This is a genomic window from Streptomyces sp. NPDC047042, assembly GCF_040644035.1.
Taxonomy (GTDB): Bacteria; Actinomycetota; Actinomycetes; order Streptomycetales; family Streptomycetaceae; genus Streptomyces.
Genome location: NZ_JBEYVP010000003.1, coordinates 42,622 through 58,082, shown reverse-complemented (window position 1 = coordinate 58,082; position 15,461 = coordinate 42,622). Strand labels below are relative to the sequence as shown.

Sequence of the window (15,461 nt, the reverse complement as noted above, 5' to 3'; positions counted from 1 at the left end):
GGCTGAGGGGGGGGCTTACTGACGGGCTTCCAGAGCCTCGTGGAGGATGTCGAGGCCCTCGTTGAGGAGGTCCTCGCCGATGACGAGCGGGGGCAGGAAGCGGATGACGTTGCCGTAGGTGCCGGTCACCAGGACCAGGGCACCCCGCTGGTGGCAAGCGGTCGCCAGAGCTGCCGCCGCCTCCGGGTCCGGCTCCTTGGTCGTACGGTCCTTGACCAGCTCGACGGCGATCATGGCGCCGCGACCCCGGACGTCACCGATGACGTCGAACCTCTCCGCCATGGCGGAGAGGCGGGGTTTCATGATCGCCTCGATGTTCTTCGCCCGGGCGTTGAGGTCCATCTCCTTCATCGTCTCGATGGCACCCAGCGCGGCCGCGCAGGCGATCGGGTTGCCGCCGTACGTGCCGCCCAGGCCGCCCGCGTGCGCGGCGTCCATGATCTCGGCGCGACCGGTGACGGCGGCGAGCGGCAGACCGCCCGCGATGCCCTTCGCCGTGGTGATCAGGTCCGGGACGATGCCCTCGTCCTCGCACGCGAACCACTGACCGGTGCGGCAGAAGCCCGACTGGATCTCGTCGGCGACGAAGACGATGCCGTTGTCGGCGGCGAACTCGCGGATCGCCGGAAGGAATCCCTTCGCCGGCTCGATCACGCCGCCCTCACCGAGCACCGGCTCGATGACGATCGCGGCGACGTTCCGGGGGCCGACCTGCTTGGTGATCTGGTCGATGGCCTGCGCGGCGGCCTCGGGACCGGCGTTCGAAGGACCGGTCGGCCAGCGGTACCCGTACGCCAGGGGCACCCGGTAGACCTCGGGTGCGAACGGGCCGAAGCCGTGCTTGAACGGCATGTTCTTCGCCGTCAGCGCCATCGTCAGGTTGGTCCGACCGTGGTACCCGTGGTCGAACACGACCACGGCCTGCCTCCCGGTGTACGAACGGGCGGCCTTCACGGCGTTCTCCACCGCCTCGGCACCGCTGTTGAACAGGGCGGACTTCTTGGCGTGGTCACCCGGCGTGAGGTCCGCGAGTGCCTCGCAGACCTGCACATAGCCTTCGTACGGAGTGACGCTGAAGGCGGTGTGCGTGAACTGTGCCGCCTGCTCGGAGAGGCGGCGTACCACCGCTTCCGCGGCGTTGCCGACCACCGTGACCCCGAGACCTGAGCCGAGGTCGATCAGCCGGTTGCCGTCGACATCTTCGACGATCCCGCCACCCGCACGGGCCGCGAAAACCGGGAGGACCGTGGCGATGGCGTCCGCGACGGCGCCCTTCTTGCGCGTCATCAGTTCCTGCGACCTGGGGCCGGGGATCGCGGTGAGGAGACGGCGTTCCTGAGGAACGGCCGGACCTCCGGTCAGTACGGTCATGACGACTCCTGGAGAAGATGCACGGAAGTTTCTGTGTCGCCGCTGTGCGGCTGTCGCGCCGAGTCCGGCTCGGTCGGCGGGACTTCACGCACCCCGCGGGTACTGCCCGGTGCCCGGGACGGGTCGATCTTCGGTGCCCAGGCGGACAGCAGCTCGTAGCCGACATGGGCCGCGGCGACACCGGTGATCTCCGCGTGGTCGTACGCGGGGGCGACCTCGACGATGTCCGCACCGACCACGTTCAGACCGCTGGTGGCGCGCAGCATCATGAGCAGTTCACGAGACGTGAGTCCGCCGGACTCGGGTGTGCCGGTGCCCGGCGCGAACGCCGGGTCGAGAACGTCGATGTCGACCGAGACGTAGACGGGGCGCTCGCCGAGTCGGGCCCGCATGCGCTCGACGGTGCCGCGTACGCCGATGTCCTCGATCTCCTCGCAGCGCACGGGTACGAAGCCGAGTGCGCGGTCGTGGTCCATGTCGCCGGGCCCGTACAAGCCGCCGCGAATGCCGACGTGCATGCATCCTTCGAGGTCCAGCAGCCCTTCCTCGCTCGCGCGGCGGAAGGGTGTGCCGTGCAGGTAGGGGGAGTTGAAGTAGGTGTCCCAGGTGTCGAGGTGCGCGTCGAAGTGCAGGACGGATATCGGCCCGTGCCGGGCGTGCAGCGCGCGCAGCACCGGCAGGGCGATGGTGTGGTCGCCGCCGAGGACGAGCAGCTTGCCCGCGCGTTCCAGGATGCTGCGCGCGCCCTGCTCGATGGAGGTGATGGCGGCGGGGATGTCGTAGGGGTGGGCGGTGATGTCGCCGACGTCGACGACCTGCTGGCCGAGGAAGGGCCAGGCGTCGGCCTCGGGGTTGTAGGGGCGCAGCAGGCGGGAGGCGATACGGATGTGCTGGGGGCCGAAGCGGGCACCGGGCCGGTAGCTGACACCGGCGTCGAACGGGACACCGACTACGGCCACGTCGAGATCGCCGGTCTCGTGGGGACGCGGCAGCGAGGCGAAGGTGGTGGGTCCCGCGAAGCGGGGGACCTGGGTGAAGTCGGTCTGTCCGACCACCTGGTCGAGGCGGACCCGGGGCTGGGGAGGCAGGGGGGTGCCCATGACGGCGCCTTTCCTGGGGATGCGGAGGTGGTCACAGCAGACGGGCGAGTCCCTTGCGGACTCCTTCTGCCGGTTGATCTACAGCTCGATCACCGTGGTCTTGAGCTCGGTGTAGTGGTCGACGGCGGCCGAACCCAGCTCGCGGCCGAACCCGGACGCCTTCACACCGCCGAAGGGCAGGGTGGGGTGGAAGACCCCGTAGGTGTTGACCCACACGGTGCCCGCGCGAAGAGCCCGGGAGACGCGGTGTACGCGGGAGGCGTTCGTGGTCCACACGGAGGAGGCCAGCCCGTAGGCGGAACCGTTGGCCAGTCGGAGGGCCTCGCCCTCGTCGTCGAAGGGCAGCACGGTCAGGACCGGGCCGAAGACCTCTTCCTGTTCGATGCGCTGCCCCGGCCGGGCTCCGGTGACGACGGTCGGGGCGACGAAGTAGCCCTCCGCGTCGGGCAGTTGGGAGGTGGTCTCGACGGCGGCACCTTCCACGGCCGCCTGGTCGACTAGTGCGGTGACACGGTCGCGCTGTGCGGCCGAGACGAGCGGGCCCAGGCTGGTGGCCGGAGCCAGGCCGTGGCCGAGGGACAGCCGGCGGGTGCGGCTGACGAGTTCGGCGACGAACTCGTCATGGATACGACGGTCGATGACCAGGCGGCTGCCGGCGACGCACACCTGTCCTGCGTTGGTCCAGATGCCCCCCATCACGCCGTCGATCCCGGCGTCCAGGTCGGCGTCGGCGAAGACCAACTGGGGGCTCTTGCCGCCGAGTTCGAGGCTGACCTTGGTGAGGGTGCCGGCGGCGGCGCGCATCACGGCCTGGCCGGTGCGGGTCGATCCGGTGAACGCGATCTTGTCGATCCCCTGGACGGCCGTGAGCGCCGCGCCGGTCGCTCCGTCCCCGGGCAGGACGTTGACCACGCCGTCCGGGATGCCCGCCGTCGCGCACAGCTGCGCGAAGTACGCCGTCGACAGGACCGTCTGCTCCGACGGCTTGGCCACGAAGGTGTTGCCGAACGCGAGGGCGGGCGCCAGCTTGTACATCAGGATCGGCAGCGGGTAGTTCCACGGCGTGATGGCCGCGCACACTCCGATCGCCTCGCGCGTGCCGGTCGCGACGAAACGGCGTGGTGCGGGGATGACCGAGCCCTCGACCTTCGTGGCCCACCCCGCGTAGTAGCGCAGTACGGCAACCGCCTCTTCGATGTCGAGGCGGGCCTCGGACAGGGGCTTGCCGGTATCGAGGGCCTCCAGCTGGGCCACGACCTCGGCGTCCTTCTCCAGCAGGCCGGCGAGGTGGCGCAGCGTCTGCTCGCGTACCTCCGGGTCCAGCTCGCTCCAGCGACCGTCGTCGAAGGCCGTACGGGCGGCAGCCACGGCGTCGTTGACGTCCTCGGCCGACGAGGCGGCGTAGGCGGTGACGGGCAGGCCGGTGCCCGGGTCGATCACGTCGATGAGGGTGTCGGAGCGGGCCGTGCGCCAACTGCCGTCGATGTAGGGGCCCAGGGGCGGCTTGTCGAGCCAGCTGAGCACGCTGGACGACAGCAGGCCACGTACTCCGGGGGCCAGTTGTGCGGTCATGGGATGCTCGTTTCTGTACGTCTCTGTACGTCGCCGGTGCGGACGTGGTGCGGACGTCACCACTGGGTGGCGATGTACTTGGTCTCGAGGAACTCGTGGATGCCGTGCCGTCCGCCCTCGCGGCCGATGCCGCTCTGCTTGACGCCGCCGAACGGCGCGGCGGGGTCGGAGAACACCCCGGTGTTCAGGCCGACCATGCCGGACTCCAGTCGTTCGGCCACGCTCAGACCGCGCCGCAGGTCGCGCGTGAAGACGTAGGAGCCCAGGCCCATTTCGGTGCCGTTGGCCATCTCGATCACGGCGTCGTCGGAGTCGAAGGAGACCACCGGCGCGACGGGCCCGAACAGCTCGTGGTCGAGCACGGGGGCGGTGGGCGGGACGTCGTCGATCAGGGTGGGCGGGAAGTAGTAGCCCCTCCCCTTGAGGGGGCTGCCGCCCAGCAGCACCTTGCCGCCGGAGTCGACGGCCGACTGGACGGCCTCGGTGAGGGAGTCACGCGCGGAGGCCGAGGCCATCGGGCCGACCTGCACGGACCGCACATGGCCGGGGCCCACCTCGAGTTCGGAGAGGCCTTTGGCGAGCCGGGAGACGAACTCGTCGTGCACGGAGGCGTGGACGTAGAACCGGTTGGCGGCGGTGCACGCCTCGGCGTTGTGCCGCATCTTGGCCACCAGCGCGCCGGAGACGGCCGCGTCGAGGTCGGCGTCGGAGAAGACGATGAAGGGGGCGTTGCCGCCCAGTTCCATCGACGTCTTCAGCACCCGCGCGGCGGCCTGGCCGAGGAGGGCGCTGCCGACGCGGGTGGAGCCGGTGAAGGACAGCGCGCGTACCGGCCCGCGGGCGACGAGCTCGGCGGTGAGGGCGACATCGCGGGCCGTGGGCACCACGTTGACCACTCCGGCGGGGACGCCCGCCTCGGTGAGCAGACGGGCCAGGAACAGCGCGGTCAGTGGCGTCTGCAGGGACGGTTTGACGACGACCGTGCAGCCGGCGGCCAGCGCCGGCGCGACCTTCCGCGTGATCATCGCGGCGGGCAGGTTCCACGGGGTCAGCAGCAGGGACACCCCGACCGGCTGGGAGATCTCGATGATCCGCCGCTCGCCGGAAGGCGCCAGCCCGAGGTGGCCCGGAATGCGTACGGCTTCCTCGCTGTACCAGCGGAAGAACTCGGCCGCGTAGGCGACCTCGGCCTCGGCGTCCGTGCGCGCCTTGCCGTTCTCGGCGGTGATCAGAGCGGCGAGTTCGTCCTTCGCCGCGATGATGAGTTCGAAGGCACGGCGCAGGATCTCGGCGCGCTCCCGCGGCGCGCGCCGGCTCCATTCGGGCAGCGCGGCGGCAGCGGCAGCGGCAGCGTCCTTGCCGTCCTCGACGGTGGCGTCCGCCACGCTCGTGAGAATCTGCTCGGTGGCGGGGTCCTCCACGGGGAACGTGCCGCCGTCAGCGGCGGGACGGAAGGCGCCGTCGATGAACAGCTCGGTGGGGGCGGAGGGGATCACTGGGGCACCTCACTGGCGTTGGGCGTACGGAACTCGTCGTTGTCGGCGCCGAGCCGGGGAACGGGACCCGGTCGCGCGCCCCGGCCGTCGAACAGCAGAGGCAGGCGCGGCAGGCTGAGTGCGGTGCCGTCGGCGCGGCGGGCCCGCTCGTCGTCGATCGGCGCGAACAGGCCGCGGTGGGCCAGCTGTTCGCAGGCCCGGACGTCGGCGATGGTCTGCACGAGGCCGGCCGGCTGCCCTGTCTCGCGCAGCGCGGCGACCGCCTCGTGGCGGTCCTTGTCCTTGGCCCACTCCTCCAGGAGCGGCACGATCCGGTCCGCCATGTGCTCGGCACGCTTGAGGGTGGTGTCCAGCTCCGGGTCGTTCTCCAGTTCGGGCCGGCCCAGCGCGGCGCAGCAACGGCGCCACATCTCCTCGGTCGGGATCACGATGGACACCCAGCCTCCGTCGCCGGCCCGGAACGCGCCGACGGGGCTGAACCGGTCGATGCCCCGGGTGGGGATCTCGCCGGTGTACTCGTGCAGGGTCAGCGGGCGTTCCAGGAAGGCCGCGCCGATGTCGTACATGGCGGCGTCCACGTGGGAGCCCTGGCCGGTGGCGGCTCTGCCCACGAGCGCCGTGAGGATGCCGATGGTGGCGTAGACGCCCGCCATCAGGTCCATGGTCCCCATGGGGGCCAGCCCGGGCGGGCCGTCCTGCTCACCGATGAGGCTGGACAGGCCGCTCATGCCCTGGATGACGGAGTCGAACGCGGGCCACTTCGCGTAGGGGCCGCCGTTGGTCCCGAATCCGGAGATCTCGCAGATCACCAGGCGAGGGAAGCGTCGGCGCAGGTCCTCGGGGGCGAGACCCTGCCGTTCGAGAGAGCCGGGCCGCAGGTTGCTGACCAGGACGTCGGCCGTCGCGAGGAGTTCCTCGAAGACCCGGCGGTCGTCGTCGGTGGACAGGTTCAGCTCGACGGACTTCTTGCCTCGGTTGTACGAGGCGAAGCCGCCGCTGATGTAGTCGTCGTCGGGCCCGACCTTGGGGTCGTACCAGCGGCGCGGGTCGCCGGTGACGGGACGCTCCACCTTGATGATCTCGGCGCCGGCGTCGGCGAGCAGCTGGGTGCAGTAGGGCGCGGCGATGTACTGCTCCAGCGAGACGACACGGATGCCGTCGAGGAGTTCGAGGCCGTCAGCCATGGTCTTCTCCGATCGTTCCGGCAACCAGTGCCACGGGGCGGAAGTCGAGGACGTCGACCGGGTCGCTTCCCAGCCTGCGGGCCTGTCCGCGGATGCGGAAAGCGATCAGCGCCCCGTTGTCGACGGGCAGCAGCTCCTCGCAGGTGAGGCGGAAGGAGAGCAGGTCGTCCTCGAAGGACGGGGCCAGGTGGTCGCACGAGCGCCAGCCCACGACGGCGGCGAGACCGGGCACGAGCCGGGACAGGGACGCCTGGGCGAGCGCGACGACATGTCCGCCGTAGACCAGACGACGACCGTGCTGGCCGCGTGCGGGGTCGCGGTGGGCTGCGGCCTGGTTCTGGGTCAGCCGGACCAGGTCCAGGGCGCCGCTGATGGAGTCGCGCAGCGGATCGTCGGCCTGCCGGCCGACTTCGGGCAGGGGCGCCGTGGAGAGGCGGGCGAGGTCCCACCCCTTCGGTACGGCCGGCAGCAGTTCCGTCAGGCTCCGGCTGGAGTCGGCGTTGCCGATGTCCCCGGCCTCGATCAGGTTGTGCCGGCTCCGGACGGGCAGGAGGGCCAGGCGTTCCAGCGAGGCGACGAGTTCGCCGTCCTGGTCACGTGTCTCGATCGCCAGCAGCACCTTTGCCCGGCGGCCCGTGCCGTTGTCGCGGGTGAAGGCGCGGGCGACGGGGGTGACGGTCGAGGTCAGTGTCGTGCCCACCGGGATCTGCTGGTGGAGAGTCACATCGCGGTAGAACAGGTTGGCGATCACGATCCTGGTGGCGACGGTGGACTGGCCGATGGCGACCTGGAGGGCGAGGGCAGAGTTCACGACTCGGGCTGCCCGGCCGGTGGTGGCGTGCGACAGGGGAAGGCTCAGAGCCAGGCGGGCGGGGTCGCCGCTGATCGCCTGGTACTGGGCGGCGAGGCCCTCGTCGATGGTGATGGCCGGGGCGGCGGGCAGCGGCTCACCGATGGTGAAGTCGTCGCCGTAGGGGCCGTCGGAAAAGGTGGGGCTGCTCATCGGTCTGTCTCCGCGAGGATGTGCTGGGCCCGGTCGATGACGGGCCGGTCGACCATCGCCCCGTCCACGGTGATCGCGCCGGTGGCCGGGGCCTCCCGTACGGCGTCGACGACCTGGCGTGCCCAGGCGGCCATGTCCGGCGTAGGACCGAACGCGGTGGTCACGGCGTCTAGTTGGGCGGGGTGGATGCACAGCTTGCCGGTGAAGCCCAGCGCCGCCTGCAGCGTGCAGTCCGCGTGGAGCTGCTCGGGGTCGGCCACGGCTGCCGTGGGGCCGGCGATCGAGGCGATGGCGGCGCCGGCGGCGCTGTTGACGATGCGGGCCTGCGCCCAAGTGGTGTCCTGCGCGTGCAGGCCTCCGCTGCGGGCGAGTTCGCTCCGGTAGTCCAGCTCGCCGAACATCAGGGCGCGCACCGAGGGGTGGGCCGCGACGTCCCAGGCATGCTCGACGCCCTCGGCGGTCTCGATCAGCGCCACCAGAGGCAGCTCGCAGCGGCCGGCCAGGCTCTCCACTGTCGCCGGGGTGGCCTTGGGCAGCACCAGCGCCTCGATGTGTTCGGCCACCTCCTCGATCGCGGCGAGGTCCGCGTCCAGGTGGTCCGCGTCCAGGTGGGGTGAAGAGGCGGCGTTGACACGCAGCCACAGTCCGCGCGGCGCGGCGGCCAGCCCCTCCGCCGCCTGGACGAACAGCTTCCGGGCGGCGGCCTTCGCGGCCTCGGCGACCCCGTCTTCGAGATCGACCATCAGCGCGGAGGCCGTCGCCTGCCGCGCCTTGTCGAGGAACCGCTCGGAGGAGGCGGGAACCGCCAGCACGGTACGGGTGAAGGGAGTCGTCATGCCGGGGTGTACCTCACCGGGAGAGCGGCCAGCCCGTTGACGAAGTTGGAGTGCAGCCGCTCGGGATCACCGCTGACCTCGATGTCCGGCAGGCGGGCGAAGAGCTCCTCGAAGAAGACGGTCATCTCCTTGCGGGCGAGCACCGCACCCAGACAGAAGTGCGGACCGCCGCCACCGAAGGCCACATGCCGCTCCTCGGCGCGGGCGAAGTCGAGTTCCCCTGCCCGCTCGATGGCGCTCTCGTCGCGGTTGGCGGACGTGTACCACAGCACGACCTTGTCGCCCTTGGCGATGGGCCGGCCGGCGAGCACCGTGTCGCGGGTGGCGGTACGGCGGAAGTAGCGCACCGGCGTGACCCAGCGGACGATCTCCTCGACAGCGCGCGGCGCCAGCTGCTGGAAGTCGCTCTGCCAGCGGCGCCGCTGCTCGGGGTGGAGGGACAGCGCGTACATGCCCTGCCCGATGCTGGTCGCGGTGGTCTCGATGCCGGCGGTCGCCAGCAGGGCGAAGAAGACGGCGATCTCGTGGTCGCTCATGTGCTGCCCGTCGACCTGCGCGGTCAGCAGCTTGCGCAGGAACGACGCGGAGTCGGAGACCTGCGCGCGGGCCAACGCCACCAGGCCCTCGGCGTAGGCGATGATCTCCAGCATGGCGTTGTACGCCTCGGCGGTGCCGTACGCGGACAGCGCGATGCCGGTGAGGGCGACGAGGCGGGGGCGGTCGTCCACCGGGACGCCGAGCAGCTCGCAGATGATCTGCGCCGGGAAGTCGCCGACCATGTCCTGCATGAAGTCGCACCCGTCCTGAGCGGCGACCCGGTCGATACACCGGCGGGCGTGCAGGCGGATGGTGTCGCTGAGGGCTTCCACCGTCCTCGGGGTCAGGACCCGGTTGACGATGGCCCGGTGGTGGGCGTGCGCGGCACCGCTCATGTTGAGCATGCCGCCGAAGATGTGGACCATCTCCGGTGTCATGTCGACGATTTCGGTGCCGTGCTCGGAGGTGAAGGTCTCCTGGTCGCGGCTGACCTCGGCCACCTCCTCGAAGCGCACGACCGACCAGAATCCGCGGCCGCCCTCGGGGAACCAGTCGGACGGCGGCTCGTCGTGCCAGTGCACCGCCTTTTCGCGGCGCATCTCGGCGAACGCGGATTCGATGTCTGTGTCTTTCTGCAGCCAGAACTCCGGCAGGGCCGGGTTGTGGGCGTGAGCGTTGTCAACCATGGGTGCGGCCTGTTCCAGGAGTCAGAGGTCGAGGGTGAGCTTCCGGGACAGGCAGCGGCCGACGCAGATCATCATCGTCTCGTTGCTGTCCCGTTCTTCCGGGGTGAGGACCTGGTCCCGGTGATCGGGGGTGCCGTCCAGGACGCCGGTCTCACAGGAGCCGCAGTAGCCCTCCTCGCAGGAGAAGGGCACCTGGGGGACGACTTCGCGTACGACGTCGATCAGACGCCGGTCGGCCGGGACGGTCAGGGTGCGGCCCGAGCGGGCCAGTTCGACCTCGAACTCGGTGTCGGTCGCCGACTCGGCGTCGTCGGCGTCCTGCGGCTTGGCTCCGAACCGCTCCAGGTGCAGCGCCCCCGGCGGCAGCAGCAGCTCGCTGAGGGTCTCGGCCGCCTGGAGCATCGGCTCGGGGCCGCACGCGTACACCGCGGTCCCCTCGGGTGCGCCGGTGAACGCGGCAGCGAAGTCCGGGTGTCCCTGCTCGTCCTGTGCCACCAGCACCACGTCGCCGTGGGAGAGCGCGGCCAGTTCGACGAGTTCGTCGGTGTAGGCCATGGACGTGCGGGTCCGGCCTCCGTAGAGCAGCGTCCAGGGAGTGCCGGTCGCGGCGGCTTCCCGGACCATCGCCAGGATGGGAGTGACCCCGATGCCTCCCGCGAGGAAGAGATAGCGGTCGGCCGGGGCCAGCCGGAAGTGATTACGAGGCCCACGGACACCGACCGTCGTGCCTTCGGTCAGCCGGTCGTGCACTTCCGCCGACCCACCGCGCCCTTCGGGCTCGCGGAGCACGGCGACCGTGTACTCCAAGGGCCGTTCCGGATGTCCGCACAGGGAGTACTGCCGGACGGTGCCGGAAGGAAGGACGAGGTCGATGTGGGCGCCCGGCTCCCAGTCCCCGAGAAAACGGTCAGCGGGATGAACAGTCGGACGGTCAGCGGGATGAGCGGCGGCGAGGGTCAGTTCCACGACGCCTTCCGCCACCTCACGGCGCCGGGTGATCGTGACCTGCCGCTCCTCGGCCGACACCAGCTGCTCGCGCGGGGGGTCCTGTTCCGCCGCGGCCATGTTCGCTCCGGCTGTCTGAGTGCTCATGAGCCGTGCCTCGCTCTCCTTCGTGTACGGATGGGGTGTGCGTGAGTCCGAAACCGCTGCGGCGACCTCAGAAGACGTGCAGGGCGTCGAGAACATCGGCCGCCAGCCTTTCGTCGCCTCTGATGTCGAGATCCGCCTCCCGCCAGGACTGCCGGTGCGTTCCCCACAGGTGGAAGGAGTCGGCGGATGCGGTGATCCGGGCTTCGGACGCCGAAGACGCCCCCTCCTCGACGGAGATGCGTTGCCCCGCGGTCGCGGGCACGAGGGACCAGCTCCCGCCCCCGGGCCCGCTCAGCGACAGGACGACCGGGCGCGTCAATGAGGCAGCCAGTCGCGCTGGGGACATCTGCGGCAGCCCGGCAAGCAACCACGTCAGGCTGGACGACATGACCGTCTCGTCCGCCGTGACCTCCAGGGCCTCGACGGTCCCTCGTGGAGCGGCGAGATCGTGGCGGAGATGGCAGTAGTGATCGAATACGAGCGAGTCCGCGATCAGGTGAGCCGGGTAGAGCCCCGCGTCATCGAAGTCGACCACGCCGGACGCGGCCGGTTCCTTCTGCATCTCGGCGAGAGCGTCCAGGGCAGGCGGGAGCAGCCGGGCGTAGTTCTCGAGGGTGTGACCGGGCTGTTCGCTTCGGAAAGCGGCGACCGCCACATCGTTGCCGCGCTCGATACTGCCGGGGAACGGAGCGGGCAGCGAGGCCGGATCGGCGATCTCCCGGAGAGTGCATACGAGGTGCACCAGCAGATCGTGATTGCTCCAGCCCGGGCACGCGCTGGGCTGCGCCCAGCCGCTGCCGTCGAGAATTCCGCCGAGCGCGAGAACGGACCGGGACAAGCGTTCCAACGCACTGACCCCATGAGATGTCATGATTCCTCTCCCGACATCCGACATCCGACATCGACTGATACCCGCGCCCTGCGGTCAGACCGGCAGGGACTGCCCCAGCTCGAACGCCATCTCCGCACCCGCGTCGACGACGACATCCGTACCGTTGATCCAGCTGGATTCGGGCCCGGCGAGGAAGCCGACGACCGAGGCGATCTCCTCCGGGCATCCGTTGCGGCCCCCGGCCAGCTCGGTCAGGGGGTCGAGCTCCTCGTGGCCCATCGAGTCGTAGAACTCGGGCAGGAGCGGGGTCTCCACCGGACCCGGGCTCACCGTGTTGAGGCGCACATGACCGCGGTATCGCTGGGCCGCGTAGGAGGTCCACACGATGAGGGCTTCTTTGCTGCGGGTGTAGGCGTCCTTGCCGTTCGTCAGGGCCTCGGTGCCGGCCCGCACCCCCGCCTCGAAGGTCGGCGCCTGCACGAGCCGCGTGACTTCCTCAAGGTGGTCGCGCCAGTACCAGCCGGCGGTGGAAGCCACGCTGACCACGGCGCCCCCGGCGTTCATCCTGGGCGCGAGCCGGTCCGTGAGGTGCCGGAGCCCGAAGAAGTTCACACCCAGGACCAGCGGGACCGGTGAGGTCCCCGAGACTCCCGCGACGTTGCACAACACATCCACCGGTCGGCGGAGGGCTTCGACGGCGGCATCGATCGAGGAACAGTCGTTGAGGTCGGTCTCGATGTACTGAGCCGGGGCGCTGCCCGGCTTGCGGTCGAGCACGAAGATCTCGTCCCCCTGCGCCGCGAAACGCCGGACGACGGCGTCACCTATCCCCGACGCCCCACCAGTGACCACCACGGTGCGAGACCTGGTCATCTTCGGTTCCCTTCGAACACCTGCGGGCTGTTGCCGCACGACCATCGCCAGGGCAACTTCGGATGCACTCACGATGACACGGAGACCCACCTAAGACAAGGGAAAGTTTCAGAAATACGAATCTCCAGGAGATTCATTTGCATGACACGGGCCAGTCAGCGCCATTTCTGTTCATCACACACTTGCTCAGGCGTGTCCCGCGTGGAAGCCTGGAGCACATGGCTCGACGGGCTCCTGGACGCCGCAGGGGAGAAGGACATGGCCTGGATCGTTCTGGTGATCTCAGGGGTGCTGGAAGCCGTATGGGCCACGGCGCCGGGTAAGTCGGAGGGCTTCAGCCGGCCGGTGCCGACCACTGTCTTCGTGGTCGGTGGGCACGGGGTACGCCGTGTGGGTGGGCATCGGCGCGGTACTGACCGCGAGCTACGCGATGGCCTTCGACGGGGAGCCTGTCAACCTGATGAAGGTCCTCCTGCTCACCGGCATCATCGGCTGCGTGGCGGGCTTGAAGGCGGCGCACTGATCGAGCATCGAGCATCCGGGGTGCGCAGTTCGGTGAAGGAATACGGAGGCCAGGGGCCCAAAAAGCGGATACGCACGGCGGGTTGGCGTGCCTGGAGTTCGCTCAGGACTCCACCCACGGTGTCGATGTTCTCCTGCCGGGTGAGGAGGGCCGCCGACAGCACGTGTGTCTCGTCCGGGGATTGCTGGGTGCGGCCGCGGTCACGCAGGTCTTCCGCGATGGCGAGCAGTCTGCCGCGGACTTCCGCGTGCACCTCGTCGGCCAGCCGCTCGGCCGTCTGCCTGGCGGTCTGTTCCTCCTGTTTGGCGAGGAGCCGGCGCATTCCCGCCGAGCGGTGCGTCGAGGCCGCGTCTGAGTGCGGGGCCGGTGTGGCGCCGAGGGCTCCGCGGTCCAGGGCGATCTCCACGCGCAGTTCGCACCGGTCAGCCAGGGTGCGGAGCTGTTCGTCGATCTCGGCTGCCCGTTCGGTGATCCATTCCGTCAGTCGCAGGGCCGCCTTCCGCCCGCCCGCCGACCCGCCCGCCGGGGACGGCTCATCGGACGACTCAACGGACAACTCATCGGCGACCAGGACATTGAAGGTCATGGGCAGGACACTGCCGGTTCGTTCCCACACGGTGGTGACGACCTCGCTCTGCTGCCTCACCCAGCGGCGGACCTGGTCGTCACTGCCCTGGTACGGGGTGGCGGGGGCGTCGTGCACCAGGGCCGCGATGCCTGTGCCCGGGGCGTGCAAGAGCCGTGTGGGACACCCGTCGAGACCGGTGAGACCGTCGAGGCCGGTGGTGCCGGTGACCTCACAGGTGGTTGCTGTCTCCGCACGGAGTAGTGCGTACACGTACAGGGCGTGTTCCCCGCTCATGCGTCGGCCTCCTCGGCCCAGCGCCGGGGGTTGACGAGTTTGTCGACCACGTCGTCGACCACCTCGTCCAGGCCCCGGTGCAGGTCCGCGACGGAGGAAGTGATGCCGTGGTCGTCCTTGATCTGGTCCATCGCCTCATCCAGTTCCAGCAGGGCGTCGGCCAGGCGCTCGCTCTCCTCCAACGTCAGGTCGCCTCCGTTGATACGGCGCAGAGCCTGGCGTTCGAGCGCCTCCTGGATGACCTCCACCAGCGTGACCACCAGAGACAACACGCCGTGCTTGAGGCTTTTCTCGTCGACGGTCAGGGGCATGCCTGCCACCTTTCTGTGTCGCGGTTCGCCGCACGGTCGTACGACGGTCATGCGGCCGGTGGTATGGACCCCGCCGTGGTCAGCGCCCGCGTCCACGGCACCGAGTCGTCTGCGGCCAGCAGCACTTCGCCCCGCCCCAGGGCACGCAGAACGAGCACTTCGCCGTCCCCGGCGGGGCTGGTCCCGTACGCCGTACGGCGCACTCCGGTGATCTCCGCGGTGGGTACGACCAGGGCGGGCCGGGAATCCATGGGCGACTTCCAGGTCAGGGCCTCACCGGTGAGCCGTCCCTGACCGCAGCGCCACAACGGACCGCCGCGGCGCGGCTCGTGGAACCACAGCCGCCCCTCCGCCAGCGGCCGCTCCTCGACGACGGCCGGCGACGTGTGCCAGAACGCGTCGTCCAGACGGCCCGCGCACGCGTCGGTGAGATGGCCGTGCAGCCGCTCGGGGTCCTGGGCCGACAGCAGTTCCTCCGTACCGTCGGCCAACGCCACCCGCACCCGCAGGCGTTCCTCGCCGCCCACCGTGGGCTCCGGGGCGAGTCGGACACCCCGGACCACGCCGAGATCGCTCTCCCACAGGACTTCCCGGGGCTCGTCCCGCACCACGGCCAGCCGCTGGTCGGTCAACCAGACGACGCCGGGCCGCCACGTGCGGCTCGGCCCCTCTGTCAGCAGGTGTCCGCCGCTCATGCGGCTGATGACTCTTTCGCCGTCCCGCAGGTCGATCGTGCGGCGTGCGGCGGACCGTTCGGCCCAGGCCCGGGTCGCCTCGTCCCAGTTCCGCATCATGCCGTACTCGAGCATCGTCTCCATACCCGCGACGGCCGCCCGAAGACTGACCCCGATCAACGGGACGTCCGACACGGCGACAATGAGGTCCAGGTGCAGGACCGCGCCCTTGTTCAGCAGGACCTCCACCAGGTCGTCCAGCGTCACCCGGGGGTCACGCGTCGGACGCAGGGGCGATGGCTCAACCGTCACGCCGGGCCGCCTCGTCCCCGGCCTCCACGCTCGCGCGGTCGTCACCGGCTGCGGAGCCGTCGGGAGGGACGGCACCCGAGGCGGCTTGCTCCGTCATGCGGGCCTGGGCACTGCGCCAGCCGCACCAAGGGCAGTACTCCCGCAGCAGTTGCTCGACGGGAGCACGCTTGTCGCACTGGGGGCAGGTCTCCTTCGCC

15 protein-coding genes are annotated in these 15,461 nt (G+C 70.3%); 1 reads left to right on the top strand and 14 read right to left on the bottom strand.

The window, feature by feature from the left end; translation table 11 throughout:
* Window positions 1-15 precede the first annotated feature (15 nt).
* The 11 genes from gabT to ABZ855_RS03915 all read right to left on the bottom strand — a co-directional run bounded on the left by gabT (window position 16) and on the right by ABZ855_RS03915 (window position 12,582).
* Entirely contained in the window at window positions 16-1,371 is a 1,356-nt protein-coding gene (gabT, locus tag ABZ855_RS03965) for a 4-aminobutyrate--2-oxoglutarate transaminase (protein WP_360800434.1), read from the bottom strand.
* Window positions 1,368-2,471 (bottom strand): agmatinase, encoded by a 1,104-nt coding sequence (speB, locus tag ABZ855_RS03960; RefSeq protein WP_360800431.1) that lies wholly within the window; start codon window positions 2,469-2,471, stop codon window positions 1,368-1,370. The genes gabT and speB overlap by 4 nt, the downstream gene beginning before the upstream one ends.
* A 78-nt stretch (window positions 2,472-2,549) precedes the next feature.
* Window positions 2,550-4,043, bottom strand: a complete 1,494-nt coding sequence (locus ABZ855_RS03955) for an aldehyde dehydrogenase family protein (protein WP_360800428.1) — start codon at window positions 4,041-4,043, stop codon at window positions 2,550-2,552.
* Between the two features lie 56 nt (window positions 4,044-4,099).
* The gene (locus ABZ855_RS03950) at window positions 4,100-5,536 is read right to left on the bottom strand and encodes an NAD-dependent succinate-semialdehyde dehydrogenase (RefSeq protein WP_360801124.1); all 1,437 of its coding nucleotides are present in this window, start codon (window positions 5,534-5,536) and stop codon (window positions 4,100-4,102) included.
* On the bottom strand, window positions 5,536-6,723 hold the full coding sequence (locus tag ABZ855_RS03945; protein ID WP_360800425.1) for a CoA transferase: 1,188 nt from the start codon (window positions 6,721-6,723) through the stop codon (window positions 5,536-5,538). The genes ABZ855_RS03950 and ABZ855_RS03945 overlap by 1 nt, the downstream gene beginning before the upstream one ends.
* Entirely contained in the window at window positions 6,716-7,726 is a 1,011-nt protein-coding gene (locus ABZ855_RS03940; RefSeq protein ID WP_360800422.1) for a hypothetical protein, read from the bottom strand. The genes ABZ855_RS03945 and ABZ855_RS03940 overlap by 8 nt, the downstream gene beginning before the upstream one ends.
* The gene (locus ABZ855_RS03935; RefSeq protein ID WP_360800419.1) at window positions 7,723-8,562 is read right to left on the bottom strand and encodes an aldolase/citrate lyase family protein; all 840 of its coding nucleotides are present in this window, start codon (window positions 8,560-8,562) and stop codon (window positions 7,723-7,725) included. The genes ABZ855_RS03940 and ABZ855_RS03935 overlap by 4 nt, the downstream gene beginning before the upstream one ends.
* Complete coding sequence (locus ABZ855_RS03930; protein ID WP_360800416.1) at window positions 8,559-9,785, bottom strand: cytochrome P450; 1,227 nt, start codon at window positions 9,783-9,785, stop codon at window positions 8,559-8,561. Before ABZ855_RS03930 ends, ABZ855_RS03935 begins: the two co-directional genes overlap by 4 nt.
* Before the next feature lie 21 nt (window positions 9,786-9,806).
* A complete protein-coding gene (locus ABZ855_RS03925; protein WP_360801121.1) occupies window positions 9,807-10,811 on the bottom strand; it encodes a PDR/VanB family oxidoreductase in 1,005 nt (334 codons plus the stop codon).
* Window positions 10,812-10,944: 133 nt separating this feature from the next.
* Window positions 10,945-11,748 (bottom strand): maleylpyruvate isomerase N-terminal domain-containing protein, encoded by an 804-nt coding sequence (locus tag ABZ855_RS03920; RefSeq protein WP_360800413.1) that lies wholly within the window; start codon window positions 11,746-11,748, stop codon window positions 10,945-10,947.
* A gap of 54 nt (window positions 11,749-11,802) precedes the next feature.
* Complete coding sequence (locus ABZ855_RS03915; RefSeq protein WP_360800410.1) at window positions 11,803-12,582, bottom strand: coniferyl-alcohol dehydrogenase; 780 nt, start codon at window positions 12,580-12,582, stop codon at window positions 11,803-11,805.
* A gap of 370 nt (window positions 12,583-12,952) precedes the next feature.
* On the opposite strand from ABZ855_RS03915, the gene ABZ855_RS03910 reads away from it, so the two are divergent.
* Entirely contained in the window at window positions 12,953-13,105 is a 153-nt protein-coding gene (locus ABZ855_RS03910) for an SMR family transporter (RefSeq protein ID WP_360800407.1), read from the top strand.
* Here ABZ855_RS03910 and ABZ855_RS03905 read toward each other — a convergent pair.
* The 3 genes from ABZ855_RS03905 to ABZ855_RS03895 are packed head-to-tail and all read right to left on the bottom strand — an operon-like array spanning window position 13,068 to window position 15,264.
* Window positions 13,068-13,967 carry a GvpL/GvpF family gas vesicle protein gene (locus tag ABZ855_RS03905; RefSeq protein ID WP_360800404.1) on the bottom strand — a complete coding sequence of 300 codons (900 nt, stop codon included), beginning with the start codon at window positions 13,965-13,967 and terminating at the stop codon, window positions 13,068-13,070. The two genes, ABZ855_RS03910 and ABZ855_RS03905, sit on opposite strands and share 38 nt — an antisense overlap.
* Window positions 13,964-14,278: a gas vesicle protein K gene (locus ABZ855_RS03900; protein ID WP_045557382.1), complete on the bottom strand. Its 315-nt coding sequence runs from the start codon at window positions 14,276-14,278 to the stop codon at window positions 13,964-13,966. Before ABZ855_RS03900 ends, ABZ855_RS03905 begins: the two co-directional genes overlap by 4 nt.
* A gap of 47 nt (window positions 14,279-14,325) precedes the next feature.
* Window positions 14,326-15,264 carry a gas vesicle protein gene (locus ABZ855_RS03895; protein WP_360800400.1) on the bottom strand — a complete coding sequence of 313 codons (939 nt, stop codon included), beginning with the start codon at window positions 15,262-15,264 and terminating at the stop codon, window positions 14,326-14,328.
* Window positions 15,265-15,461: the final 197 nt, after the last annotated feature.

Excerpts from the sequence above, each read along its gene's own strand:
- gabT (WP_360800434.1), bottom strand. The coding sequence starts at position 1,371 with ATGACCGTACTGACCGGAGGTCCGGCCGTTCCTCAGGAACGCCGTCTC.
- speB (WP_360800431.1), bottom strand. The coding sequence starts at position 2,471 with ATGGGCACCCCCCTGCCTCCCCAGCCCCGGGTCCGCCTCGACCAGGTG.
- ABZ855_RS03955 (WP_360800428.1), bottom strand. The coding sequence starts at position 4,043 with ATGACCGCACAACTGGCCCCCGGAGTACGTGGCCTGCTGTCGTCCAGC.
- ABZ855_RS03945 (WP_360800425.1), bottom strand. The coding sequence starts at position 6,723 with ATGGCTGACGGCCTCGAACTCCTCGACGGCATCCGTGTCGTCTCGCTG.
- ABZ855_RS03940 (WP_360800422.1), bottom strand. The coding sequence starts at position 7,726 with ATGAGCAGCCCCACCTTTTCCGACGGCCCCTACGGCGACGACTTCACC.
- ABZ855_RS03935 (WP_360800419.1), bottom strand. The coding sequence starts at position 8,562 with ATGACGACTCCCTTCACCCGTACCGTGCTGGCGGTTCCCGCCTCCTCC.
- ABZ855_RS03930 (WP_360800416.1), bottom strand. The coding sequence starts at position 9,785 with ATGGTTGACAACGCTCACGCCCACAACCCGGCCCTGCCGGAGTTCTGG.
- ABZ855_RS03920 (WP_360800413.1), bottom strand. The coding sequence starts at position 11,748 with ATGACATCTCATGGGGTCAGTGCGTTGGAACGCTTGTCCCGGTCCGTT.
- ABZ855_RS03915 (WP_360800410.1), bottom strand. The coding sequence starts at position 12,582 with ATGACCAGGTCTCGCACCGTGGTGGTCACTGGTGGGGCGTCGGGGATA.
- ABZ855_RS03905 (WP_360800404.1), bottom strand. The coding sequence starts at position 13,967 with ATGAGCGGGGAACACGCCCTGTACGTGTACGCACTACTCCGTGCGGAG.
- ABZ855_RS03900 (WP_045557382.1), bottom strand. The coding sequence starts at position 14,278 with ATGCCCCTGACCGTCGACGAGAAAAGCCTCAAGCACGGCGTGTTGTCT.